The sequence below is a fragment of the Ascidiimonas aurantiaca genome (genome assembly GCF_037646345.1).
Classification (GTDB): domain Bacteria; phylum Bacteroidota; class Bacteroidia; order Flavobacteriales; family Flavobacteriaceae; genus Ascidiimonas; species Ascidiimonas aurantiaca.
The window spans coordinates 1-26,446 of sequence record NZ_JBBEWR010000021.1; the positions used below are offsets into that span (position 1 = coordinate 1).

The following is a 26,446-nucleotide window of genomic DNA, read 5'->3' on the forward strand; positions in this document are numbered from 1 at the left end:
GTTTCCACGGGATATTTGAATCAGCCTGTATTGAGTTCGGAGAAGTTTGTGGCGGATCCTTTTTTTGAAGGTTCTCGTATGTATCGCACGGGCGATCTGGCGCGTTGGTTGCCTGATGGGAGTATAGAGTTTTTAGGGAGGAAGGATGATCAGGTGAAGATACGCGGGTATCGAATAGAGTTGGGCGAGTTGGAGAGTGCATTGAGTGGTTACCCGGGTGTGAGTGGCGTGGTAGTATTGGCCGAGGCCGGAGCGCAGGGTGATCTGGAACTGGTGGTATATTTAACGGGCGAAGAGGGGTTAGATTCGGTTTCGTTACAGGAGTACTTGCGGGATCGTGTACCGGGGTATGCGGTACCTTCACGCTATGTACAGATGGAGTCTTTCCCGTTAACCCCCAATGGCAAGATAGACAAGAAAGCGCTGGCTACCTCAGGAGGTGAAGGCTTACAAAGAGGTGCCGGGTATGTGGCGCCTGAGAGTGAAACAGAAAAAAGACTGGCAGCACTTTGGTGTGAAGTACTTCAACTTGAAAAGGCAGGTAAAAATGATAAATTTTTTGATGTAGGGGGGGATAGCCTTAAGCTAACAAAGCTCATAAGCCTTATACACAAAGAATTCAATGTAAAAGTAGCATTAAAAGATATTTATGAGATAACCTCTTTAGCGGCACAGGCACAGCTTATAGAAAATACCGAAAAAGAAGAATTTGTGACCATTCCGGTTTTGGAGAAAAGGGAGTTCTATCCGCTTTCCTCCTCACAGAGACGTGTTTATGTGCTTAGTCAGCTCAAAGACAGTAACCTCACATACAATATGCCCGATGTATATATTTTTGAAGGAGATCTGCATACAGAAGCACTTCAAAAAGCATACAAAGCACTAGTGAAAAGGCATGAAAGCCTTAGAACAGTTTTTGTTGAGAATGATGAGGGAGAGATCGTACAACAGATACGGGAAGAAGAAATATTTACCGGTAATATTGAGATAGAGTATGAAGACCTGAGGCATGTTACCGATAAAGAGACTATTACCAGAAAACAGGTATCTGAGATTTTTCACCACGAATTTGATCTTGAAAAAGGGCCTCTTGTTCGCAGTAGCCTGCTTCATACAGAAGATAACCAATGGGTATTTTGTTATGTAATACATCATATTATAAGCGATGGGCTTTCTATGGATGTGTTAATAAAAGAACTGCTTACCCTTTACAAAGCTTTTGTACATAATGAACCGTACCCGCTAAAGTCATTACGTATCCAATACAAAGATTATGCTGCCTGGCAGCAGAGATCTTTACTAGCAGATACTATGGCATCACATAGAGAGTACTGGCTACAGCAATTTGAAGGAGAAACCCCTATACTCAATTTACTTACCGATAAAAAACGCCCTCCTGTTAAAACCTTTAATGGAGATGCGGTTGTAGGAAAGCTTAATGAAAACAGTATTCAGTTACTAAAAGAATTAGGAAAAAAGGAAGGGATTACCCTTCATATGATATTACTCGGGCTGGTAAATACATTACTTCACCGCTACACTCATCAAAATGATATAGTAGTAGGGAGCCCCGTAGCGGGAAGAGTACATTCAGATCTGGAAGATCAGATAGGATTCTTTGTCAATACACTTGCTTTCAGAACCCGATTTAGAGGAGATGAAAGCTTTGAGAATTTGCTTTTGCATATAAAGCAGGTAACGCTTGAGGCATATGAACATCAGGCCTATCCTTTTGATGAACTGGTAAATGCATTAAGCTTGCAAAGAGACCTGAGCCGCTCGGTATTATTTGATGTACTCGTGGCCCTTCAGAGATCAAACATAGATGAGGCATTTACTCAGGAAACCACCGGGGGTCTTACCATAAAGAATTATAATGATACAGAGCATAAGGTAACCAAGTTCGACCTCACCTTCAATTTCAATGAATTGGGAGAAGAACTGTGGCTTAGCCTTGAATACAATACAGATCTTTTTTACCGAAGTACGGCAGAACGTATGTTACAACACCTGTTGTCTATTCTTGAGAAAGTAGCCATTAGCCCTGATACGGCTTTAGACCGTATCGATTTCCTAAGTGAAGAAGAAAAAGAAAAACTGTTGGTGAATTTCAATGATACGGGTTTTGTATTTAATGAAAATGACACCATACTACAACTTTTTGAGGAACAGGTAGCAAAAACACCCGAAAAAATAGCCTTACAATATAAGGACAAAGAGCTTACTTATAGTGAATTGAATACGTGGTCAAACCGGTTAGCATGGTTCTTAAAAGAAGAAAAAGGAATTGACCCAAAGCAATTTATAGGGCTAAAGCTGGAAAGAAGCGAATGGGTAATAATAGGGATGTTAGGGATATTGAAAGCCAAATGTGTATATGTACCTATAGATCCTGAGTATCCGGAAGATCGTGTTAACCATATGATAGAAGATAGTGGTTGTACCCTTATTTTTGATCAACAGCTTTTGGGAGAATTTAAAAAGAAAGTGGAGACCTTCTCCCATGAAAACCCTGATGATTATCCGGCAGCTACAGATCTTGCCTATATTATTTATACATCAGGCTCTACCGGAAAACCTAAAGGGGTTATGGTAGCACATAGCAACTTGTCGGCATTCTTACAAAATTGTAAAAACACCTTTGCCCTCAATGAGTTAAAACTTCCGTTATTAGCATCTTACTCGTTTGATATTTTCCTGTTCGAGTCCCTATATCCTATGTTAACAGGAGGAACAGCAATAATGCTGGATAACTTACAGATCAAAGATATTCATGAGTTGACGTCTTCTTTGAAACAGGTAAATGCTTTTCACGCAGTACCAACCCTTATGGCAGAAGTGGTAAACTATGTAGAAGTTACACAAACAGAAGGGGCCTATATGCATATCAAAAACCTTTTTATAGGTGGGGACACAGTACCTCCCGGAATTATACAAAAAATGCATGAAGTATTTCCCAAAGCCGCCATTCACGTGTTATATGGCCCTACGGAAAGTACCATCTTTACCACAACACATTCGTATTTTTCAGGAAAAGATCCGTCTGATGAACCGCCTTTAGATACTCCCCCAACAGGCAATATGCCTATAGGCTCACCTATGGGAAACGGAGATATTTATATTATGAGTAATGAACATTCGTTGAGCCCTATAGGTGTTTCAGGAGAGATTGGTGTAGGGGGAAAAGGTGTGACAAAAGGATATGTAGGTAAAAAAGACCTCACAGCCGAAAAATTCATAGAGAACCCTTTTAAAAAAAACGATCGGATCTACCTGACCGGTGACCTGGGCAGGTGGCGTGAAGATGCGATAATTGATTTCATTGGCCGAAAAGATGCTCAGGTAAAAATAAGGGGGTACCGGGTAGAACCCGGTGAAGTGGAACAAGTATTGTGCTCTGTAGCTACTGTCACTGCTGCTGTAGTAGAAGCGAGAACCCTTGAAAACAGAAAGGAACTGGTGGCCTATTTTACAGCCGGTGAAAAAACTAACAGCACCATGCTAAGGCAGGAGTTAAGCAAGCAATTGCCAGCCTACCTTGTTCCGGCATATTTTGTACAATTAGAAGAAATGCCATTGACGCCTCATGGAAAAGTAGATAAAAAAAGGCTACCTGACCCTTCAGCAGAAAACACAGATACCGGTGTGGCATATGTGGCACCAAAAACCGAAAATGAAAAAATACTCACAAATGTATTAGAAGATGTACTGAAGAAAAACACTGTAAGTGTACTGGACGATTTCTTTGTTCTGGGAGGAGATTCTATTAAATCGATACAGATGGTATCAAGGCTTCGTCAAAAAGGATATCAGCTTACCATTCAGCAAATACTATCCCATCCTCAAATAAAAGAACTGGCAACACATATAAAGCCGCTTACAAGGGTTATAGACCAGAGTACCGTAGAAGGAGAGGTTCCTTTAAGCCCGGTACAGAATTACTTTTTTGAAACCTATTTTGATAAAAACCATCATTATAACCAGTCGGTTCTTTTAACAGCCAAAGAAAGAATATCAGAAGAAGGCATGGAAGCAGTTATTCAAAAACTGGTGACGCATCACGATGCTCTCAGATTGGTTTTTAAAAATGAAAACGGGAAATGGATACAGGAAAACCTGAGTACAGATCAACCTATCGGATTTTCAAAGGATACATTTTCAGACGAAACAGAATTCAATAGGTTGAGTGGGGAGGCTCAGGCTTCCTTACATTTGGAAACCGGCCCTTTGTTTAAAGCCATCCTTTTTAACGGTGAGCAGGAGGACCGTTTGTTACTTCTGGCACATCACCTTATTATTGATGCGGTATCATGGCAAATACTTCTTGAAGACCTTCATACACTCTATGCGCAGCAGCAGGAGGGTGCAGAGCTGGTCTTGCCGGAAAAAACAGATGCTTTTAAATATTGCCAGGAGCAGCTAAATATACAGGCAGAAGAATATGCCATTCGTGAAGATGCGTACTGGTCATTAATAGAAGGTACGCCGGTGAGCTCCCTGGAACCGGAAATACCGGGCGGAACTAATCTTTTTGGAGATACCAAAAGTGCGTCGTTTACACTAAACAGGACTCTCACCCGGCAGCTTATGAACGATTGCTACCAGGCCTATACTACAGAAGTACGAGAAATACTTCTCACGGCGGTTGGTCTGGCACTTAAAAAAGAGTATGCCCTCGAAAAACCACTCATTCGTATGGAAGGCCACGGGCGGGAGATAACCGATGTAGATATAAGCCGAACGGTAGGCTGGTTCACCTCATTGTACCCCGTAATACTTTCTATAGAGCATGATGAAGAGCCGGTAAGACAGCTTATTGAAGTAAAAGAAACCATGCGTAAGGTGCCGGAAAAAGGCCTGGGATTTGGGTTGATACATTATAATACCCGGAGAAGCTATAAAATACATCCGAAAATTACCTTTAACTATCTGGGAGATCTGGGAGGCACTGCGCAAACAGGAGAACCCGAAACCTTTTTCAGGTTTTCCGGCGTACCTCAGGATAATATTACCGATCCTGCCATGCCACGGGAAGCACTCCTGGAGTTCAGTGCTGCTGTGACAAACCAAATATTCTCCATGAACATTCAGTATAGTGATCAACAATTTACCTCCAAAACCATAAACAGACTCATACAATCCTGCGAAGAAGCATTGCGAACACTTATTGATGAGTTGGCATCAGAGCAGGAAACACATATTACTCCGTCAGACCTCACCTATAAAGGGCTGAGTATGGAACAACTGGAACTTTTAAACGACCTTTAATGAAATTAGAAGATGTCTATCCGTTAAGCCCTTTACAACAGGGGATGTATTATCATTGGCTTACAGACCCGACAGCTTATTTTGAGCAAATGAGCTACCGGATACAAGGCACAGTAAACATAGCTAAAATGAAAGAGAGCTATGATATCCTGGTAGCTCGTCATTCGGTTTTAAGAACCTTTTTTACCCATAAATTATCTGAAGATCTATTACAGGTAGTAAAAAAAGAAGTACCCTCAACGTTCAGTTTTGTAGATGCTTTGGATAAACCCGGTTTTTCATTAGAAACCTTTAAAGAAGAAGACCGGGCCCGGGGTTTTGATCTTCATAAGGATTCGCAAATGCGGTTGTATGTCATACATCTTGGTGAAGACCAGTATGAGTTAGTATGGAGTATGCATCATATTTTAATGGACGGCTGGTGTTTAAGCCTTCTCATGAACGAGTTTTTTCAGATATATGAGAGCCTGCTTAAGAACGAGGAGCCTCATTTTAAAAAGCCCTACCGGTATTCAGACTATATTAAATGGCTTATGAAGAAGGAAACCAAAGTTTCTGAAAGCTATTGGAAAGAATATCTGGAAGAGTATGATACCGCAGCTATAGTGCCCGGTACCTATCATAATAAAGTACAGTGGCATGGAGAAACGCAAAAAGCAGAGTTCGTACTGGAAGGTGAAACACGAAAAGGGATCACAACGTTGTGTAATAAGCTGGGAATAACCGAAAACACCTTTATACAAACCGTTTGGGGGGTATTACTTTCCCGTTATACCAATACCAATGATGTGGTATTTGGGTCAGTAGTATCAGGTCGCCCTGCAGAGATTCCCGGAATAGAAGAGATGATAGGCCTTTTTATCAATACCGTACCTGTTCGTATTCAATACTCAGAAAAGACACGTTTTTTAGAATTGTTACAAAAAGTACACCAGGAAGGTGTTGACAGTACAGCTCATCATTATATGGGTTTAAGCGATATACAGTCACAAAGTAGTTTAGGCCGTGATCTTTTTAATCATGTAGTGGTATTTGAGAACTTTCCCGTAGAAGAAATGGTACGTTCAGGATTAGAGAACGACCAGTTGGAAGCTGATTTCAAATTGTTATCATCAGAGGTACATGAGCGTACCAATTATCCGCTTAATATTATTATAGTGCCGGGTGAACGATTGTGTATCAGGATTGAATATGATGTGAGTACATACCATACTGAATTTATTGAATACATTAAAACAGGACTAATAAATGTAATTAATGTAGTTATAAACAATCCGGACATTTATGTAACTGATATTGAAATTATTAACGATAATGAAAAGAAAAAACTGTTACTGGATTTTAATAATTCATATAAACCAGTAGTAAGTGAGAAAGTATTTCCGGATATGTTTAGTGAGCAGGTATATAAGACACCTGAAGAAACAGCTCTGATATTTGATAATATTGAATACACATATCTTGAATTAAATAAACTGGTCAATCAACTGGCAAACTTTCTCAAAGAAGAATACAATGTTGGGGCAGAAGACCTGGTAACCATAGTACTCCCAAGATCCGAATGGATGGTTGTCGCTATACTTGCCATTTCCAAAACAGGAGCAGCTTTTGTTCCTGTAGATATGAAATATCCTAAAGAACGGCAGGAGTTTATTATAGAAGACAGTAGTTGTAAAGTTGTTTTTAATGAAGAAGTACTATCTCTCTTTAAAGAAAAAAAACAGAGTTTAGATACATATTTTGATGTGATCAAAATTATTCCTTCACAACTTGCTTATGTTATTTATACATCAGGTTCAACGGGTACTCCTAAAGGAGTTTTGATAGAACACAAAAACCTCTCATCTTTTTTTCACAGTTGTTCTCATATTATAGAAGAGAAAGACATTGTGATGCCCGTATTAAGTTCAGTAGCTTTCGATATATTTCTATTTGAGTGTTTTTTTCCTTTATTACGAGGCGGAACCTCAATTATTTGCTCTGATGAGATAATTCGGGATGTGGGTAAACTGGCTTCGGTATTAAAAAACGTAACCGTTGTTCATGCAGTTCCCGTATTAATGCAGGAGCTGTTAGATAGTATTAAAAACACAAAAGATGGAAGCTCTTACAAACATCTGATAAAGGTTTTTGTTGGAGGAGATAAAGTTCCAAACTCTCTGCTTAAAGACATTCATAGTGTTTTTCCAAAAGTCCATATTCAGGAGCTTTACGGTCCTACGGAAGCAACTATTTTTTCATGCTCATATTATTATTCCGGAAATGTTAACATGCATGATTATAACGGTTCATTAATTGGGAAACCTAATACAGATACCAGAGTTTTAATACTTAATGAACACTTAAAGCTTTGTCCAGTAGGAGTCATTGGAGAAATTTGTCTGGAAGGCCCGGGAATAGCAAGAGGGTATCTGAACATGCCAGAATTGACAAATCAGCATTTTGTAGAAAATCCATATGACAAAGGTAACAAGATATACAAAACGGGAGATTTAGGATGTTGGTTATCAAATGGGGTTTTAAAAATAGTGGGCAGAAATGATAATCAGGTTAAGATAAGAGGGTATAGAATTGAATTAGGAGAAATAGAAGAAGCTATTCGTTCTTATCCAGCAGTTACCAATGCCGTTGTACTGGCAAAATCAATGAATGGTGACAATAAAGAGTTGATCGCTTACTTAGTTAAAAAATCAGATTTCAATATGAAGGATTTGCGAGCATATCTTTTAGAAAGGCTTCCCTTCTTCATGTTACCGGGTACTTTTGTGGAGTTAAGTGAATTTCCTGTTACCTCCAGGGGTAAAATAGACAGAACCAAATTACCCCTGCCAGATAAATTAAATACAATAATCAGTTCCGAATACAGAGCTCCGCAAACTAAAACTGAAAAACAGTTACAAACTATGTGGGAACAAATTCTTGAAAAAGAAAAGATAGGGATTTTAGACAACTTTTTTGATCTGGGTGGCCACAGTATTAAAGCCACCAAACTAAAGGCACAGATATTTAAAGTATTTGGGGTTGAACTGGACTTGCCTTCTTTATTGGAAGACCCTACCATTGCCAATATCTCTGAAGAAATTGAAAAGGCACTTTGGGTAAATAAGGAAGAGTTGGAAAAAGACCAGGTAGATCGATTTATTGTATAACCTACCCAGAATTGTACAACGGCATAGAGTTTTTAATACAAACGTTCTTTAAAATAAGCAATGGTACGTGAGCTTTAAAAGGCAGAATAATTTATGAAAACGAGTAGAGAAATACATGAAGGTATTATTGGTAAGCCAACGTATAACGCTTCGATCTATATTTTAAATCAACATCAGCAACTTTGCCCCATAGGAGTAGCCGGTGAGATCTATATTTCCGGCCCGCAGGTAGCTAAGGGGTATCTTAAAAATCCCGCGCTCACCGCAGAAAGGTTTATCCCCAATCCTTTCAAGAAAGGAGAAATCTTATTTAAAACCAATGATGTGGGCCGATGGCTTTCTAATGGGGATCTGGAGTTTGTGGGAAGGAACGACCAACAAGTGAAAATTAGAGGATATCGCATAGAACCCGGAGAGATTGAAAATGAAATACGTAAACTGGATCATATTACCGGGGTACTGGTTAAAGTAGTAAAAGGAAAATCTCAACAGAATGAATTGGCCGCGTATATAACAAACAATGAGCCCGTTGCCTTAATAACCCTACGTAAAGAACTGAGTAAAAAACTGCCTTCTTTTATGATACCTCAACACTTTTTTATATTGGATGCTTTTCCAAAAAATTCAAATGGAAAAGTAGATCATACAAAATTGCCGTTGCCCTATACTCATATCAAGAAAACACATTCTTGGGGAAGAGGACCGGTATCTGAGGCAGAAAAACAACTCATAGATATATGGAAAGAGGTCCTGGGTATTGATACCATAGGGGTAGAAGACAATTTTTTTGATCTCGGAGGGAACTCTCTTAAAGTAATACGGATGAAAACCCTTATAGCCAAACAAATGGGAATAAAAGTACCCGTAGTAAAACTATATGAGAACCCAAATGTAAAAGCCCTTGCGGCTTATATAAATCAAAATGATAAAGAACCTGATACTGCTACCACTCCGATAGATGAAGATTCGGAAAAAGCAGTATCTGTAATGCATGCTACACTAAATTTATTAAATCGCTCTGAAAATGAAGAATAAAGAAAATTACACAGGCCTTGAATTAGCAGTCATTGGTATGGCCTGCCAGGTACCCGGTGCTGCCAACTGGTCAGAATTCTGGAACAACCTCGTAAAAGGTGAAGAATCTATTCAGTTTTTTGATGAAAATGATCCTGAATTTAATGAAGAAGACAAGAAACGCTTTCATGAAGATAATTATGTTAAGGCAAGGGCCTTAATGGATAATAGAGAGTTTTTTGACCCTAAGTTTTTTGATTATACACAGAATGAGGCACTTCTTATGAATCCTGCTCATAAACTTTTTCATCAAACAGTGGTGGAAGCGTTGGAAGATGCAGGGTACACACCCGAAAGCGTAAATGGCAAAATAAGCCTGTATGCCGGTGCGGGAGACGATTTTCCCTGGAGAGCCTGGGCAAAATTAAAAAACCGGGAAGAACTGGTAGATACCATGACTCTTAATTTTATAACCAATAAAGATCACATCGCTTCGCTAATAGGGTATAAGCTCAACTTTAACGGCCCCTGTTATACTATAAACACTGCCTGTTCCACATCCTTATCATCAGTACATCTGGCCTGTAGAAGCCTTTTAATGGGAGAGGCCAATCTTGCTGTTGCCGGAGGCATATCTATTATGACCGGAAGAGAAAAAGGATATTTTTATGAAGAAGGATCTATTTATTCAAAAGACGGTCACTGCCGAACCTTCGATAAAGAATCGTCTGGTACCGTTGGTAGTGAAGGTACGGGAGCCGTAGTTCTTAAAAGACTGGCAGATGCCATACAGGACAATGATCATATTCATGCTGTTATTAAAGGTAGTTCTGCTAATAACGACGGGAACCGTAAATTAGGGTATGTAGCTCCCAGTATTCAGGGACAAATGGAATGTATTCGCAGCGCCTTTAAAATAGCGCACGTAGAACCCGAATCTATAGGATACCTCGAAGCTCACGGCACCGGCACCAGGATAGGAGATCCAATAGAGGTAGAAGCCCTCAACACCGCTTTTGCTAATATCAACGGCACCCATAGTTGTGCTCTTGGTTCTGTAAAAACCAATATAGGACATACCGATACTGCTTCCGGTGTTATAGGGCTTATAAAAGCAGTACTGGCATTAAAAAATGAAACCATACCGCCTACACTCCATTTTAATGAGATCAATCCTGAAATTGACCTCAGTGCCGGCCCCTTTTACGTGAACAATACCTTAAAACCCTGGGTAGCCAAAAATGGCACCCCGCTACGGGCAGGTGTAAGCTCCTTTGGTATAGGAGGTACTAATGCCCATGTTATTCTTGAACAGGCACCTGCAAGAAAAAAGAAAGCTTCCTCAACTGCTATACGAAGCCTGCTAATTTCGGCCAGATCTGATACTTCATTACAGGAAACCAAAGCAAAACTAACAGATTTCCTTAAAAAGGAAATAAATATAGATATAGATGCCGTAGCTTATACACTTCAGGTAGGGCGAAAGCACCATGCGTTTCGTGAGCATTTGCCATTTAAAGATTATGAAGACCTTATAGCTAATCTTAAAAATGATGCCTGGCAAAAAGCTGCATGGCCGGTAGAAGAGACTAAAGTAGCATTTCTTTTTCCCGGAAGAACAGAAGCCTTCGTGAATATGGGTAAAGAGCTTTATGAGCACAATCCGGTGTTTAAAGAGCTTATGGATGAAGGGTTTGAACATCTGAAAGCTATTACAAAAAAAGAATATAAAGAACTCCTCTACACAACCGAAGATCAAACGCAGTATTTGCAAACACCCATACTGGCAGACCCTTTATTGGTATTGCTGGAATATGCTTTGGGAACACTGCTTAAAAAAGCCGGCCTTACAACAAGTTACCTTATAGGGCAGGGTACTGGTGAAATTGCGGCCTGTGCGGTAAGTGGTGCCATGAGCTTAGAAACCGCACTTAAACTGGCGGTAAGCCGGGCTGAGTTACTGGAAAAAGAGAATGCAAAAACAGGTTTAAAAGCGGCATTAACAGAAAAAGAAGCTCAAAACTATATAGATAAAACCATTGCCATAGCAGCTGTAAACGGGTCACAACAGGTAGTGTTTTCAGGAAGCAAATCGGCTATTGCCAAATTAAAAATACGTCTTGAAGAAGACGGTATTCCCAGTTCATTACTTCCCAAACATTTTCCAATATACACATCGGTTAAGCCGGAAACACGTAAAAATCTGGCCGAAGAGTGTGATACCTATTCATTTGCCAATACTCAGGAAATTCCGGTATGGTCTTCTGTAACCGGGAAAGAACTTAAACCGGAAGAAATTATGAACGGTGCGTACTGGATAGACAATGAGATAAAAACATCTCAATTGTTTCATTCGGTCAAAACCCTTTTGGAGAAACATAAACATCTGGTTCTTATAGAAATAGGACCCGGTAGTAGCCTCTCAGATGCATTGCTAAGAGAATTCAATCTGTTTGCAGAAGGACAGGAAACCCTGAGTGTTTTGCCGTCTCAGAACAAATCGGTCAATACCCTGCCCCACTTCAATAATACACTGGTTACTTTATGGCAATACGGTGCCAATATACAATGGAAACTATTTTACAAATCAGGTACGCCAGGCAGAATGGCCTTACCTACCTATGCGTTTGAAAAGCACAGATATCCTGTACAACCTGATAATGCATTACGCATGCTGGCCAGTGAGTTTACTGAAAATACAACTGATGCCACTCCCAATGCAATACAGGTATCTGGTCAGGAAGAAACCGTAACTGAAGAAACCGTTTCTATACACCTTAACGGAAATGAAAAAGCTTCTATAGAGAACCAGTTAAAAGAGATATTCATGACATTCCTGAATGTTGAAAATGTGAGTATGGATGATAATTTATGGGATATAGGAGTAGATTCCCTTAACGGAATGTTATTACTTAAAAAGATCAAGACACAATTTGATGTCGATTTACCCCTGCAAAATTTTATGAGTACGGAAACGGTAGGTCAAATAGCCGAGTATCTAAATGAAACACTGGGCATACAAAATGAAAAAGAATTAGAAACGGTAAGAACGATCACGATATGAAAAATGTAGAAAGCTTTTTAAAAGAACTAAAAGGGCATAAAATTGATATTTCCCTTTCAAAAGGAGACCTAAAGGTAACCTTTAAGGAAAATACCCTTACAGATGCTATGGTAAACGAACTGAAAAGTCGTAAAAAAGAGATCATAGATTATCTCACCAAAAAAGCGGTCAGTAATTCAGATCGTATTCCTAAGGCAGAAGAAAGCCCTAACGGGTACCCCCTTACCCCAACACAACGGAGAGCATGGATACTCAATCAATTAGAAGGCTACAACTTTGCCTACAATATGCATGAAACCCTGGTAATTGAAGGTGATTTTGATTTTGCATTGTTTGAGGAGGCATTGCACGACCTCATTGAGAAATACGAAATACTGAGAACCGTATTTAGTGGGGATGATGAAGGTGTACCCAGACAGTTTGTAAAACCGGCAGGAGACATTGGTTTTAAAATGGAGTTTAAAGATATCTCCCATCATGAGAATGCTTTTGAAAACCTGAAAACCATCATTCTTGAAGAAATAAAAGTAGTTTTTGACCTTGAAAAAGGGCCTCTTGTAAAATGTATTGTTTACAAAACAGAACCTAAGAAATGGGTAATTCTTTTTGTACTTCATCACATTGTGGGAGACAGTAAGTCTGTAGGTATTATGAAGCGGGAAGTACTTGTTCTGTACACCGCCAGGAAGCATGGAAGAAACTGGAAAGAAATTAGTGAGCCTCTGCGAATTCAGTACAAAGACTTTGCAGTCTGGAAAGAAAATCTCATAAATAGTGACGCAGTTCGTAAACAACGGGAATACTGGCTTTCCCAATTTGCCGATAAAGTTCCTGTATTAGAGCTTCCTCTGGATCATCCCAGGCCCGTACAAAGAATGGTAAAAGCGGGGCTTTCCCGGTTAACAATAGAAAGCGACTTGCTTAAAGACTTCAAAACATTTTGTGCCAGCCAGCATGCTACGCTTTTCACCGGCATTATGTCTCTTATAAATCTGCTTTTTTACAAATATACAGGGCAAAGAGATATTGTTTTAGGATTTCCGGTGTATGGCAGAGAGTTTAAAGAACTGGAAGATCAAATTGGTTTCTTTGCCGATACACTGGCGCTACGTACGCAATTTGAAGAAGAATTTAGTTTTAGAAAACTACTATCGGGCGTAAGTGAAAAGGCATTCCAGGCCTATGAGAATAGAGATTATCCGTTTGAACAGTTAGTTAACGAATTAAATCCGACAAGAGATTCCAGCCGAACCATCTTTTTTGACGTATTTGTAGTGTTGCAAAATTTCCATACCCAGATAGCCGATAAAAATACAATGGAAGGCTTTACCGCTTATGGTTTTGAAGGGCAGGAAGAACGCTATGCAGCTTTTGACATTGTATTTAATATTACAGAATCACCCGACGGACTGCATTGTACCACTGAGTTCAATCAAAGTATTTTTAATCGTGATACAATAGAAAGAATGTTGAGGCATTTACGTGAGCTTATGCAATCGGTAGTAAAAGATCCCGATGCAAAGTTAAAAGATGTAAATGTATTGCCGGAAACTGAAAAAACACAATTGCTAACCTTTGGAAATGCAAAGAGCGGAAATACCTGGGGATCTTTCCTATTCCCTGAAAAGGGAACCGCTTTTATAGAGAAAAGCATATATCCGCAAAATAAATGGTCGTTAGAAACGCTTCATGAGCTTTCTAACCGTTTTGCCAATTATCTGGTGCAGGAACATAAAATACGTCCCAACACTATCGTTACACTAAGTGCAGAACAAACTGATCTCATGCTTCTGGCCATGATGGGTATTCTCAAGACTGGCGCTGTTTGTTATCCGAATCCCGACTCAGATCGCACGTATTCGGATATACGGGTAAACGATGAACTTGTGTCAGCCTTTATTACGGCAAAAGAAAATTATTCAAATACCTTCAGCCAGTTACCTGAGGGATACAGGCATGTATTACTTCTGGAAAATACAGGTGCGGAAGAGGCCAAAACACCTTTTTTACTAACGGTAAAAGCCTGTTCAGAACTTTTTGAGGAACTGGAGAAAACATATCAAAATACTCCATTGATTGTTGAAAACCTTAAAAAATACGGGTATTCACAAATGGCCCTTGAGCTTCTGTTTGCACTATATAAGGGAAAAGAAATATATTTAGAAAATACAGAGTCTGCTACATATTCTGCAAAAAATAAACTGGATTTCAGTTTGTATTACTTTGGTAATGAAGGAGAAGAAAAAGCTCAATACAAGTTGCTTATAGAGGGAGCCAAATATGCCGATAAGCATGGTTACAATGCCATATGGACTCCGGAAAGACATTTCAACGAGTTTGGAGGGCCTTATCCTAACCCCAGTGTTCTGGGAGCTGCCATTGCCAGTGTTACCCGTAATGTGAGCATACGTGCCGGTAGTGTGGTAGCACCTTTACATCACCCCATTCGTGTTGCTGAAGAATGGTCAGTAGTAGATAACCTTTCCGGAGGACGTGTAATGGTTTGTTTTGCCTCCGGCTGGAATGCCAATGATTTTGTAATTAAGCCCGAAAACTATAAAAACCGAAGAGAGATACTCTTTAAAAACATAGAAGTTATAAGAGAGTTATGGACCGGTGAGAAATTTGTTATGGAAGATGGAGAAGGAGGCACGAAATCAGTCTCCGTATTACCTAAACCCGTTCAAAAAGAACTTCCCTTCTTAATAGCCAGTAGCGGTAATATAGAGACATTTAAGAAAGCCGGTGAAATGGGAGGAGGCGTACTTACCGGTCTTGTAAATTCTACCCTCAGTGACTTAAAAGAAAAAGTAGATGCCTACAGAAAAGCCTATCGTGAAAACGGGCATCCCGAAGGAGAAGATAAAATTGTTCTTATGCTCCATACGTATATCGATGCTACCAGTGAACTCGCAGCCGAAAGAACCGAGAAGCCTTTGTCTGATTATCTGATGCAATCCCTGAAAATGACCGAAAGACACTTTTCTGCTCAAGAGCCGGGACATGTAGGGAAAGAGGTGACACAAAAAGAAGTAGATGAACTTATTAAATATTCTGTTAAAAAATATCGTGAGCATTCCGGATTGATAGGCTCTCAGGAAGAAGGTATGAAAATGCTCGAAAAAGTGAGCAATGCCGGAGTAGATGAGATAGCCTGTCTTATTGATTTTGGGGTAGATTATGATCATACCATAAAAGGTCTGGATCACCTTACACAACTCAAAGATACCTTTAACCAAATGCATCGGTTAGGAGATTCTCCCAACGAGGAAACCCATGTGGATGGAACTTTTGAAAAGATCACAGAATTCCTTTCAGAACAGGCATTTTTACAGGATAGTAATCTTGATGAGCTTTTGAAAAAGCAACATTTGTTTTTAACGACAGAAGATGAGAATCTTCCTGAATTGTTTACCAGGCAGGCCCTTGCCCATCCAGAGGCAATAGCCCTGATAAGTAATGATACATCGTTCACCTACAGGCAGATACATGAACAGTCAAATAAGCTTGCCAATTATCTGTTATCAAATGGGATACGGCATCAGGATATCGTTTCAGTATGCCTTTCCCGTTCTCCACAAATGATTATCGCTTTGTTAGGAGTTATGAAATCAGGAGCCGTTTATATGCCGGTAGATCCTGATAATCCAAAAGAGCGTATCCATTTTATGATACAGGATGCAAAAGCATCTTTAGTACTTACCGAAACAGCTTATCAGGAGTTTTTTGATGAAGAATTGAGGCTGGTACTTACCGGTGGGGGATCTGAAATATACGATACCTATCCTAAAGAAGCACCTAAAGCAAACTTAAAACCCGATGACCTCGCTTATATAATTTATACCTCAGGTTCTACCGGAAACCCAAAAGGCGTTAAGGTAAAACATCGAAGTATTCACTTTTTCATGAGAAACTGTGCGTACCATTTCAATGCCGTAGAGGAAACTGTTTTCCCTTTAATAAGTGCATATACGTTTGATATTTTCTTGTTTGAATTGTTCTACCCCTGGTTGTCGGGAGGTACATCTGTATTAATGACAGGAGATGAAGTGAGAGATATTTCCAATCTTACCGAGTCTCTTAAAAAAGTGAATGCCTTCCACGCAGTACCGGCTCTTATGGAACAAATAATAGAAAACGTAAAACAAAACAATACCAAAGATGAGTATCTGCAACTAAGAGAAGTTTATACCGGTGGGGACAGAGTGCCTACGAAAGTATTGCACGATTTGCGAAAGCTCTTTCCGCATGTGCGTATTCACGTACTTTACGGACCTACCGAAGCTACTGTTTTTGCGTCTCATAAAAGTTATGAACCTCAAACCGCAATTTCCGAAATGAAAGGAAGTATTTTGGGAGCACCCAATTTTGGGGTGGAGATCTATATCATGAAAGAAGGCAGAATATTATGCCCTACCGGAGTAGCAGGTGAAATATGTATTGCAGGTCCCGGAGTGGCTGACGGTTATATAAACCGGGAAGAACTTACTGCCAGCCATTTTATTCCGCATCCGGAGAAAAGTGGTAAACACCTCTACAGAACCGGGGATCTCGGGCGTTGGCTTTCCAATGGCTCCATAGAATTTGTGGGCCGTATGGATGACCAGGTCAAAATAAGAGGGTATCGTGTTGAGCTGGGAGAAATAGAAAAGGCACTGACAGATCTTGATACTATTGCTTCGGCCGTAGTTATTACCCGTGGTGAAGATGAAGGAAGTAAAGAATTGATAGCCTATGTAAAAAGTGATGATCAGTTACAGGTAAAAGATCTCAGGTATGCCCTTACCAAAAAACTTCCCGGATATATGATCCCTGAGAAGTTTATTAAACTGGATACCTTCCCGCTTACCGCTACCGGAAAAGTAGATCGCAAGGCGCTTCCGGAAGTAAAAGGAGCAGACATCAAAACAGGAACCGAGTACCTGGCTCCCAGAAATGAAATGGAGGAGCAACTGGTGCATCTTTGGCAGGAAATATTAAATGTAGAAAAAGTAGGTGTTAGAGATAATTTCTTTGATCTCGGAGGTCATAGTGTGAAAGCTATTAAACTGAGAAATCACCTTTATGCCAAATACAATGTAGAGATCAATTTGCCGGTATTATTCAATAACCCAACCGTAGAAAATCTGGCAAATGAACTCGAAAAAGCACTTTGGGTAAATCAATCTGAAGAAGAAAACGAAGATGTAGATAAGTACAGTATCTAAACATCAACACCCAATAATTCAAAATACATAAAAAACCATGTTGTATGGCTACAGGGAAAATCACGGTGATATGTCACCGTGATTATCTCTGCATGCCGTATGCTGTTTAATCATACCTGTTTTTATGACTGAAAAAACCATTTCTGCACAGGAAGCTGTGACCGTAAATCCTAAAGTGATTTTGGGTGAAGATGTGATGGGATTTTTAAATGAAATTCAGTTAAAATATCCCCAAGCCGTTTCTTTTGCCTCCGGCCGTCCCGATGAGCGATTTTTTGATATTTCCGGATTTCACCAATACCTGCTGGTGTTTGCAGAACATATAGCTCGTATGACTCATGAACCGTTAGACACTGTATTAAGAAGTTTAGGTCAATACAATAAAACCAAAGGTATTATAAGTGAGGCGCTGGTCAAGTTCCTGTCCATTGATGAAAAAATTCATGTACAGCCTAAGGATATATTAGTTACGGTAGGAACCCAGGAAGGGATCGCTATGGTGCTTACAGCCTTATGCGATACTTCAACAGATAGTATTGTGATCGAAGAGCCTACTTATGTGGGAGTTACCCATTTTGCTAGGATCCAGGGGTATGAAATAGTTCCCGTAAAAGTAGGTGCTCGTGGCCTGTGCCTGGAAACCCTTAAGAAGCATCTTGAAAAACAGAGTAGCACCACAAAAACAATAAAACTGGTGTATGTCACACCAGATTATCAAAACCCTACCGGTACGACCATGCCCCTGGAAGAACGCCAGGAATTATTACGCCTCGCCGGGGTATATAACTTTCTGATCGTTGAGGACAATGCCTATGGCGATTTTGGTTATGAACAGGAGAGGCTGCCCGCTTTAAAATCACTGGATACCCAAAAGCGGGTCATTTACCTTAGATCTTTTTCAAAAACCCTTTATCCTTCACTGCGTCTCTCCGTTATGGTAGCCGATCAGGAGGTTGAAGAAAAGGGTCAAAAAACACCCTTGAGTGATATTCTCGCAAGAGTGAAAGGGTATATTACCGTGAATACACCTGCTCTTCTTCAGGCCATGCTGGGAGGCATACTCATTACACATGACTATTCCCTAACTGCTGTTACCCGGGAAAAAGTGATAGCTATGAAAGTGAAAAGAGATGAAGTGGTTAGGCACCTTGAGCATTTTATTGGCCGCCATAAAGAGAGTTGGGCAAAAAATATAACCTGGCAGATCCCGGCAGGTGGCTTTTTCATAACCCTTACCACACCATTTTCAATTGATAAAAAAGATGTGCTGGAATGTGCGGCCAACTATGGAGCCATTTTTACACCGATGTCCTTTTTTCACGCAGACTCCGGAGGAGAACATCAATTGCGGCTTGCTTTCAGTTATGTTTCTGAAAACGACATTCCTTTAGGTATAGAAAAATTATCCGAATTTCTTAAAAATAAAGCATTAACAAGTTAAACAAACAAGTTATGAGAACGAATAACGACATTATGGTATCTGATTTTCTAAAGATAGAATACGACTTTATAGAGTATTATGTTGGCATGGCAAAAATGGTGGCTTACTGGCATGTAAAAGCCTTAGGCTTTAAAGTAGTTGCCTATGCAGGCCCCGAGACGGGTGTTGCTGATAAATGCTCTTATTACATTGAAAAAAATGACATTAAACTGGTTATTACATCAGCATCACAACCCAGTTCCTATAAAATAGTCTCTTTCGTTGATCTTCATGGTAATGGTATAAAAAGACTTGCTATTAAAGTAGATAATGTAAAAGAGTTTTTTAAAAATGCCATGAAAAGCGGTGCCATTCCTATGGAGCATCCCAACGTAGTTTCTGATGAAAACGGTTTCGTAGAAAAAGCGTCCCTTAAAATGTTTGATGATAATGAAATAGTTCTTATTAATTATGATAACTATTCGGGAGATTTTATGCCTGGTTTCAAAAATGTGGAAGATGAGTGGGATTTCCCCAGTGAAGATTCAGCACTCAGAAAAGTAGATCACGTAGCCTGTGCATTGCGCTTAAATGAAATAACACTTTGGGAAAAATACTTTAATGGTATTTTTCAATCAAAAACCGTTGTTGAGTTTGACGAGCGAACTAAAGACGGAGAGAAAAAAATAGGAATGCTTATGAAAGTCTTACAATCACATAATAAACAAATAAATAATGTGCTGGTAGAGCCGGATCACGGTGTGAAAACCCAGGTTCAGTTATTTATCGATCAAAACTACGGGGTGGGTATTCAGCATATTGCATTTGAGTCAGATAATATTTTCAGATCCGTCAAAAACCTTAGGGCCAACGGTGTGAAATTTACCAGTTACCCCGATTCATATTATGATAAACTGGAGAAAAAGTTCCCCAGCCTGGATGTAGAACCGTTGCGAAAATATGGGGTTTTATGCGATGTGCAGGACGATTCGTTACTCTTCCAGATCTTTACAACCCCCATAGGTGACCGGGCTACTTTCTTCTATGAAATTGTACAACGGGTAAATAATTACGATGGTTTTGGACTGGACAATATTCATGCGCTTTTTGAGGCCATGGAAGAAGAGTTTAAAGCAGCCAATAAACTCTAATGGCAGAGATCACTCAAAATAAAGAACTGTTAATTGAAGCCTTAAAAAAGGCCGTTGGGGAAAGGAAAGTGATTACAGAACCTTCCCAAATGCATACCTACTCCAGAGATTGTACCTCAGATGAAGAACAGGTGCCCGATGCTGTATTGCTTCCTTCGAGTGCAGAGGAAGTCTCGGAGATCGTTAAGATATGTAATAAAACCCATACACCTGTTACCGTAAGGGGAGGTGGCACAGGAGTAAGCAAAGGCTCATTGTCATATCGCGGAGGTATTGTACTCTCTACAGAAAAACTCAATCGTATTATCGAGATCAATACAATAGACCGTTTGGCTGTCGTAGAATGTGGTGTTACCACCGCTCATTTTCAGGAGGCTTTGTCAGAACACAGATTGTGTTTTCCTCAAAATATAAGCAGTGCAGCTTCCTGTACCATTGGAGGTAACATTGCCGTATCGAGCGGTAGCCCCAAATCCCTTAAATACGGCCCAACACGCAACTATCTGCTAAACATGGAAGTCGTGCTTCCCGATGGTGAAATTATATGGACAGGAAAAAATATCAGCAAAAATGCCACCGGTTATAACCTTACACAACTTATTGCCGGCAGTGAAGGAAGCCTTGGCATCATTACCAAAGTAGTACTTCAATTGGTAAGCCCTGTGCAAGAGATACTTATCATGGTTCCTTTTGCAGATATTAATCGCCTGTTTGAATGTGTACATTGCTTTTTTAAAGAAGGGCACTCCGCATCCAGTATTGAGTTTATTGATAAAACGGGTTATGAACTTGTCTCAAAGTTTTTGGATAAAAAAATACAGACAGCCAAACCCATTGACGGGGTATTGTGGATGGAATTTGAAGGGAAAGACCGTGATGCCCTTTTAGAAGAAGTAATGCAACTGGGTGAAATGATCGCCCGATATACATCTGAAGAAATTTTTGTGGCACAAACCGCACCCGAGATAAAAGATCTTTGGCTCATGCGTTCCCGCTTGGGAGAAGCAGTTATAAATCATACCTTTTTTAAAGATGTGGACGTGGTCGTACCACGCTCTAAAATACACAAAATGTATGAGGTTCTGGCGGGAGTTACGGCCAGATATTCTTTAAAGTACACAGCACTGGGGCATATAGGCAACGGTAATTTTCACATTAACATATTTCAGGAAAGTAACTACAGTAAAGAGCATTGGGAGGTCAATATTCACAAGAGCGTTGCCGAAATATTTTCAAAAGCCGTGGAGCTCGGTGGTACTCTTTCCGGAGAGCACGGCATTGGCAAGGCACACCTGCCATTTTTACCATTGGTTTTTTCAGAGTACCAGCTACAATTAATGAACAGGATTAAAACGGTGTTTGATAAAAATAACATACTTAATTAAATGAAAACTATTCAAAACCCCATTAACACGGTTAATGACCTTTATAAGAAATTAAAAGAACTCAAGGTTCGTATAAAATTGGTCGATGGAAAATTAGATATTCAGGCTCCAAAAGGAGTGTTAACACCCGAGATCCTCAGTGAGATTCGTCAGCATAAACAGGAAATCATAGCTTTCATTAAAAATTATCAGGATAGCTACCATGAGTACGAGATAATCCCATCGGTAGAAGAACAGGAAAGCTATCCATTATCTTCGTCACAATACAGGTTATGGGTACTGAGTCAGTTTGAGGAAGGTAGTATTTCATATAACATGCCCGGGGTACAAATGTTTGAAAATATAAATCCGGAGTACCTGCAGAAAGCATTTGAAGCTGTTATTAACCGACACGAGATCCTACGAACTATTTTTAAAGAAAATGAAGAAGGAGAAGTACGCCAGTATATCCTGAAACCTGAAGAAGTTTCTTTTACTATTAAAGAACGCGATCTTCGCCGTGAGCCTGAACTGAACTCTACGGTCATGGAAGCAGTTACTACTGCCAGTACGGCACCTTTTCACCTTGGAGAAGGCCCGCTATACAGAGGGTTGTTGCTAAGAGTATCAAACGAGCATTGGTTTTTTGTGTATGTAATGCACCATATTATAAGTGACGGATGGTCTATGGAAGTAATGTTAAGAGAGCTTATGACCTTCTATTCGGCATATGCTCAGGGAGAATCTATAGAACTCCCTCCTTTAAACATACATTATAAAGATTATTCCGTATGGCAACAGGAATTACTTTCTAGCAAAGACTTTAAATCTTCAGAAGCCTATTGGCTTGAACATTTCTCAGGAGAACTACCCATACTGGGTCACTTTGGTGATGCACCAAGACCACCTGTAAAAACATTTAGTGGGGGAAGCCTCACCTACCGAATAGAGAATGCATTTCGTGAAAAACTTATCGATTTTTGTAAGAAAGAGAAAGGTACTTTGTTTATGGGGTTATTTTCCATAGCTTCCGTATTACTCCACAAATATACCAGTCAGGAAGATATGATTATCGGAACACCCATTGCGGGTAGAGAACATCCTGATCTGCAGGATCAAATAGGTTTTTATGTAAATACACTAGCTATAAGGTTAACTCCGGAAAGAGACCTTAGTTTCCGTCAGTTTTTTAAAGAGACTAAAGAAAGTATTTTAGGAGCATACGATCACCAGGAATATCCTTTTGATGCACTGGTAGAACGCCTCGGTCTGGACAGAGATATTAGCCGCAATGCCTTGTTTGATGTGATGGTGGCTTTTCAAAGTGCCATTCCTGGCAATGCGTATTCCAAGCGTATGGATGCATTAAAAGCAACCTATGGAGTAGATAGCGCCTCTAATACAAAGAGCAAATACGATCTTACTTTTGATTTTACCGATTATCACGATATGATAGCACTAAGGCTGGAATATAACAGTGATATTTATTCAGATGCTACAGCCAGTGCCCTTGCAAGACATTTTGTAAATCTTTTAGACTCACTGGTTTCAGCTCCCGATAACTCCATAAAAACTCATGGATACCTAAGTTCTCAGGAAGAATATGAACTTTTGGAAGGGTTTAATAAAACCCGAATACAATACCCTAAAAACAGTACAATTACAGAACTGTTTCGAGTACAGGCAGCCAAACACCCTCATCGTACCGCATTGGTATATGAAGAGCAATCTCTAAGTTATAAAGAACTGGAAGAGGTTTCAAACCGGTTTGCTCACTATTTAACCCGTGATCACTTAGTCAAAGCCGGAGATTTGGTATCAGTACAACTGGAACGAAGTACATGGCAGCTCATTTCAGTTTTGGGAATACTCAAATGTGGAGCCGCCTATGTACCCTTAGATACCGATTATCCGCAGGACCGTATAGACTATATGTTAAAAGACACAAATAGCAGTGTAGTGATCAATGCTGATTTCATTACCGCTTTTGAAACAAAAGAAGATACACTCTCCAATGAGGCTTTCGATACAATCATGGACGCAGAATCACTAGCCTATCTTATGTACACGTCAGGTTCTACAGGTCGCCCTAAAGGAGTAATGGTCACACATCGTAACGTAATACGTCTGGTAAGATCAGCAAACTTCGTTACCCTCACCGGGGAAGAGACCCTGTTGTCTACCGGAGCTTTTTCATTCGATGCTACCACTTTTGAATTTTGGAGTATGCTTCTCAATGGCGGGCGACTGGTATTATGTGATCAGGAACGATTGATGGACAGTACTGCACTTGCTGATTATATTAAAGAACAGGAAGTAGATACCATGTGGTTTACCGCAGGATGGTTACATCAGCTTATTGATGAAGATATCCGTTTATTTTCCGGTTTAAAAACAGTTTTAGGCGGGGGCGACAAGTTATCTCCTTCACACATGCAAAAATTATTGGATGCGTATCCTGATATACAGATCATTAACGGGTACGGACCTACTGAAAATACAACCTTCTCATTAACACATAAAGTAACACAGCCCGTACCTGCTTCAGTTCCCATTGGGAAGCCCATAAGCAACAGTACCGCATATATTCTTGATAAAGATCTCAACCTTTGTGGTATAGGAATACCTGGAGAGATATGTCTGGGAGGCGATGGTATATCCAAAGGGTATTGGAACCAGCCGGAACTTACAGCAGAGAAATTCATCAGGCATCCATACAATGATATGTTATTATACCGTACAGGAGACCTGGGGAGATGGCGCCATGACGGTACTGTAGAGTTTTTAGGAAGAAAAGATGATCAGGTAAAAATTCGCGGGTACCGTATTGAACCCGGAGAAATAGAAAATACACTTGAAAAAATAGAGAATGTACACTCGGTCGCGGTAGTTACCGCAGAGGAGAAAACCTCTGAAAAAGTACTGGTGGCGTATGTGGTATCAAAGAACTTTACCGCCTCAGAATTGAGACAGAAACTTTCAAAAGAACTACCCGACTACATGATACCTTCCTATTTTGTATTTATGGATAGTCTTCCGCTTACTCCCAATGGAAAAGTGGATAGAAAAGCACTGCGGCTTCCCGAAAATATGGAGATGCATGCAGGAACACCTTATGTGGCCCCTCGTAATGAAACAGAAGAAAGGCTAACTGAGCTTTGGAAAGATATTCTTCAAAAAGATAAGATCGGGGTGCATGACCATTTCTTTGAATTGGGAGGGCATAGTCTGAAAGCTACCCGTTTAATTGGGAGGATCCACAGAGACTTTGGTGTCAAATTACAGTTAAGGGAAATATTCACTCATATTACGATAGAAGAGCAGGCGGCATTGCTATTAGAAAAACAGCCGTTACAGTACAATGTTATTCCTAAAGTAGCTGTTCAAAAAGATTATCCTTTATCTTTAACCCAAAGACGTCTTTGGATACTCAGCCAGTTTGAGCAGGCCAATATAGCCTACAATATTCCGGCTTTATATCTTTTTGAAGGAGTATTAGATATTGAGGCCCTTTCCCGTTCTTTAATAACTGTTATTGAAAGGCATGAAAGCCTTCGAACCGTTTTTAAAGAAAATGAAGAGGGAGAAGTACGCCAGGTAATTTACCCTCTGGAAGCATCCGGTTTTGTACTTACAAATGAAGATCTTACTCAATTTGAAAACCCAAAAACCAGATTAAACGAACTGCTCAGAGAAGAACTCACTTCTCCCATAGAACTTTCAAAAGGGCCATTGCTAAAAGCAGGAGTGTATCGAATAGGTTCCGATCAATGGGTTTTTAGTTCAGTAATTCATCATATTATTAGCGATGGCTGGTCCTTGAATGTGCTGGTAAAAGAAGTGTTGCAATGTTATCATGCATATTGTACAGGAACAGAACCTGCATTAAAATCATTACCTATTCAATATAAAGATTTTGCAGCATGGCAGATAGAGGAGTTAAGTGGAGACTCTCTTGCAGAACACAAAGCCTACTGGCTGGATCAGTTTTCGGGAGAGCTCCCAATACTGGATATTTCACGAGGTAAAAAGAGACCCCCTGTAAAAACGTTTAACGGGGATGATTATCTGGTTCAGTTGCCGGGCCATATAAATGAAAAGTTTGAAAAACTGCTCAGAGAAGAAGATAGCAGTCTCTTTATGGGGCTTTTGAGTATAGTGAATATTCTGTTTTATCATTACACTGAGCAGGAAGATATTATTATTGGAAGCCCCGTTGCAGGAAGAGAACATCACCATCTGGAGGACCAGATAGGTTTTTATGTAAATACACTGGCTTTCAGAACACAGTTTGAAAAAACAAATACTTTCCGCGAGATACTTCAGAAAGTTAAAAAAGTAGTACTTCAGGGATATGAGCATCAAATATATCCTTTTGATGATCTGGTGCATGCTCTCGGGCTTCAGAGGGATATGAGCAGGAACCCTTTGTTTGACGTACAGGTAATTGTTCATAAAGGTGAAAATATATCAAAAGAGACTACGGCACCCGAAGGCGGATTAAAAGTATCCCGTTATAAAACAGAGGTGCCACAGTCTGCCGTATTTGATCTGGTACTTAACTTCATGGAAACCCCGGAGGGCCTCTCGGCAGGACTTATCTACAATACTGATATTTTTGAGGCACAGCAAATACAACAAATGGTTGGTCATTTGGTACAACTGTTAGAAAGTGTACTTGAACAGCCTGAAAGTCCTATATGTGATCTGGAGTACATTACCCCGGAAGAAAAGAAATTAGTACTGGAGGACTTCAATTCATTAAAGTTAGACTATGACAGGGATAAGACAGTAGTAGATCTGTTTAAA

9 protein-coding genes are annotated in these 26,446 nt (G+C 39.9%); all 9 read left to right on the forward strand.

Translation table 11 applies throughout. The features are described from left to right. Positions 1–30: 30 nt before the first annotated feature. Positions 31–5,268, forward strand: a complete 5,238-nt coding sequence (locus tag WAO84_RS16635; RefSeq protein ID WP_340067238.1) for an amino acid adenylation domain-containing protein — start codon at positions 31–33, stop codon at positions 5,266–5,268. Further along, positions 5,268–8,417, forward strand: coding sequence for a non-ribosomal peptide synthetase (locus tag WAO84_RS16640; RefSeq protein ID WP_340067239.1), 3,150 nt, complete (start codon positions 5,268–5,270; stop codon positions 8,415–8,417). Before WAO84_RS16635 ends, WAO84_RS16640 begins: the two co-directional genes overlap by 1 nt. Positions 8,418–8,510: 93 nt before the next feature. Next, positions 8,511–9,452, forward strand: a complete 942-nt coding sequence (locus WAO84_RS16645) for a non-ribosomal peptide synthetase (protein WP_340067240.1) — start codon at positions 8,511–8,513, stop codon at positions 9,450–9,452. Further along, the gene (locus WAO84_RS16650; protein WP_340067241.1) at positions 9,442–12,495 is read left to right on the forward strand and encodes a type I polyketide synthase; all 3,054 of its coding nucleotides are present in this window, start codon (positions 9,442–9,444) and stop codon (positions 12,493–12,495) included. Before WAO84_RS16645 ends, WAO84_RS16650 begins: the two co-directional genes overlap by 11 nt. Continuing rightward, complete coding sequence (locus WAO84_RS16655; RefSeq protein ID WP_340067242.1) at positions 12,492–17,702, forward strand: MupA/Atu3671 family FMN-dependent luciferase-like monooxygenase; 5,211 nt, start codon at positions 12,492–12,494, stop codon at positions 17,700–17,702. Before WAO84_RS16650 ends, WAO84_RS16655 begins: the two co-directional genes overlap by 4 nt. A gap of 124 nt (positions 17,703–17,826) precedes the next feature. Then, positions 17,827–19,143 carry an aminotransferase-like domain-containing protein gene (locus WAO84_RS16660; RefSeq protein ID WP_340067243.1) on the forward strand — a complete coding sequence of 439 codons (1,317 nt, stop codon included), beginning with the start codon at positions 17,827–17,829 and terminating at the stop codon, positions 19,141–19,143. Positions 19,144–19,154: 11 nt separating this feature from the next. Continuing rightward, the gene (gene hppD, locus WAO84_RS16665) at positions 19,155–20,273 is read left to right on the forward strand and encodes a 4-hydroxyphenylpyruvate dioxygenase (protein ID WP_340067244.1); all 1,119 of its coding nucleotides are present in this window, start codon (positions 19,155–19,157) and stop codon (positions 20,271–20,273) included. Further along, complete coding sequence (locus tag WAO84_RS16670; protein WP_340067245.1) at positions 20,273–21,658, forward strand: FAD-binding oxidoreductase; 1,386 nt, start codon at positions 20,273–20,275, stop codon at positions 21,656–21,658. Before hppD ends, WAO84_RS16670 begins: the two co-directional genes overlap by 1 nt. Then, on the forward strand, positions 21,659–26,446 hold a 4,788-nt coding region (locus WAO84_RS16675), incomplete at its 3' end, for an amino acid adenylation domain-containing protein (protein ID WP_340067246.1).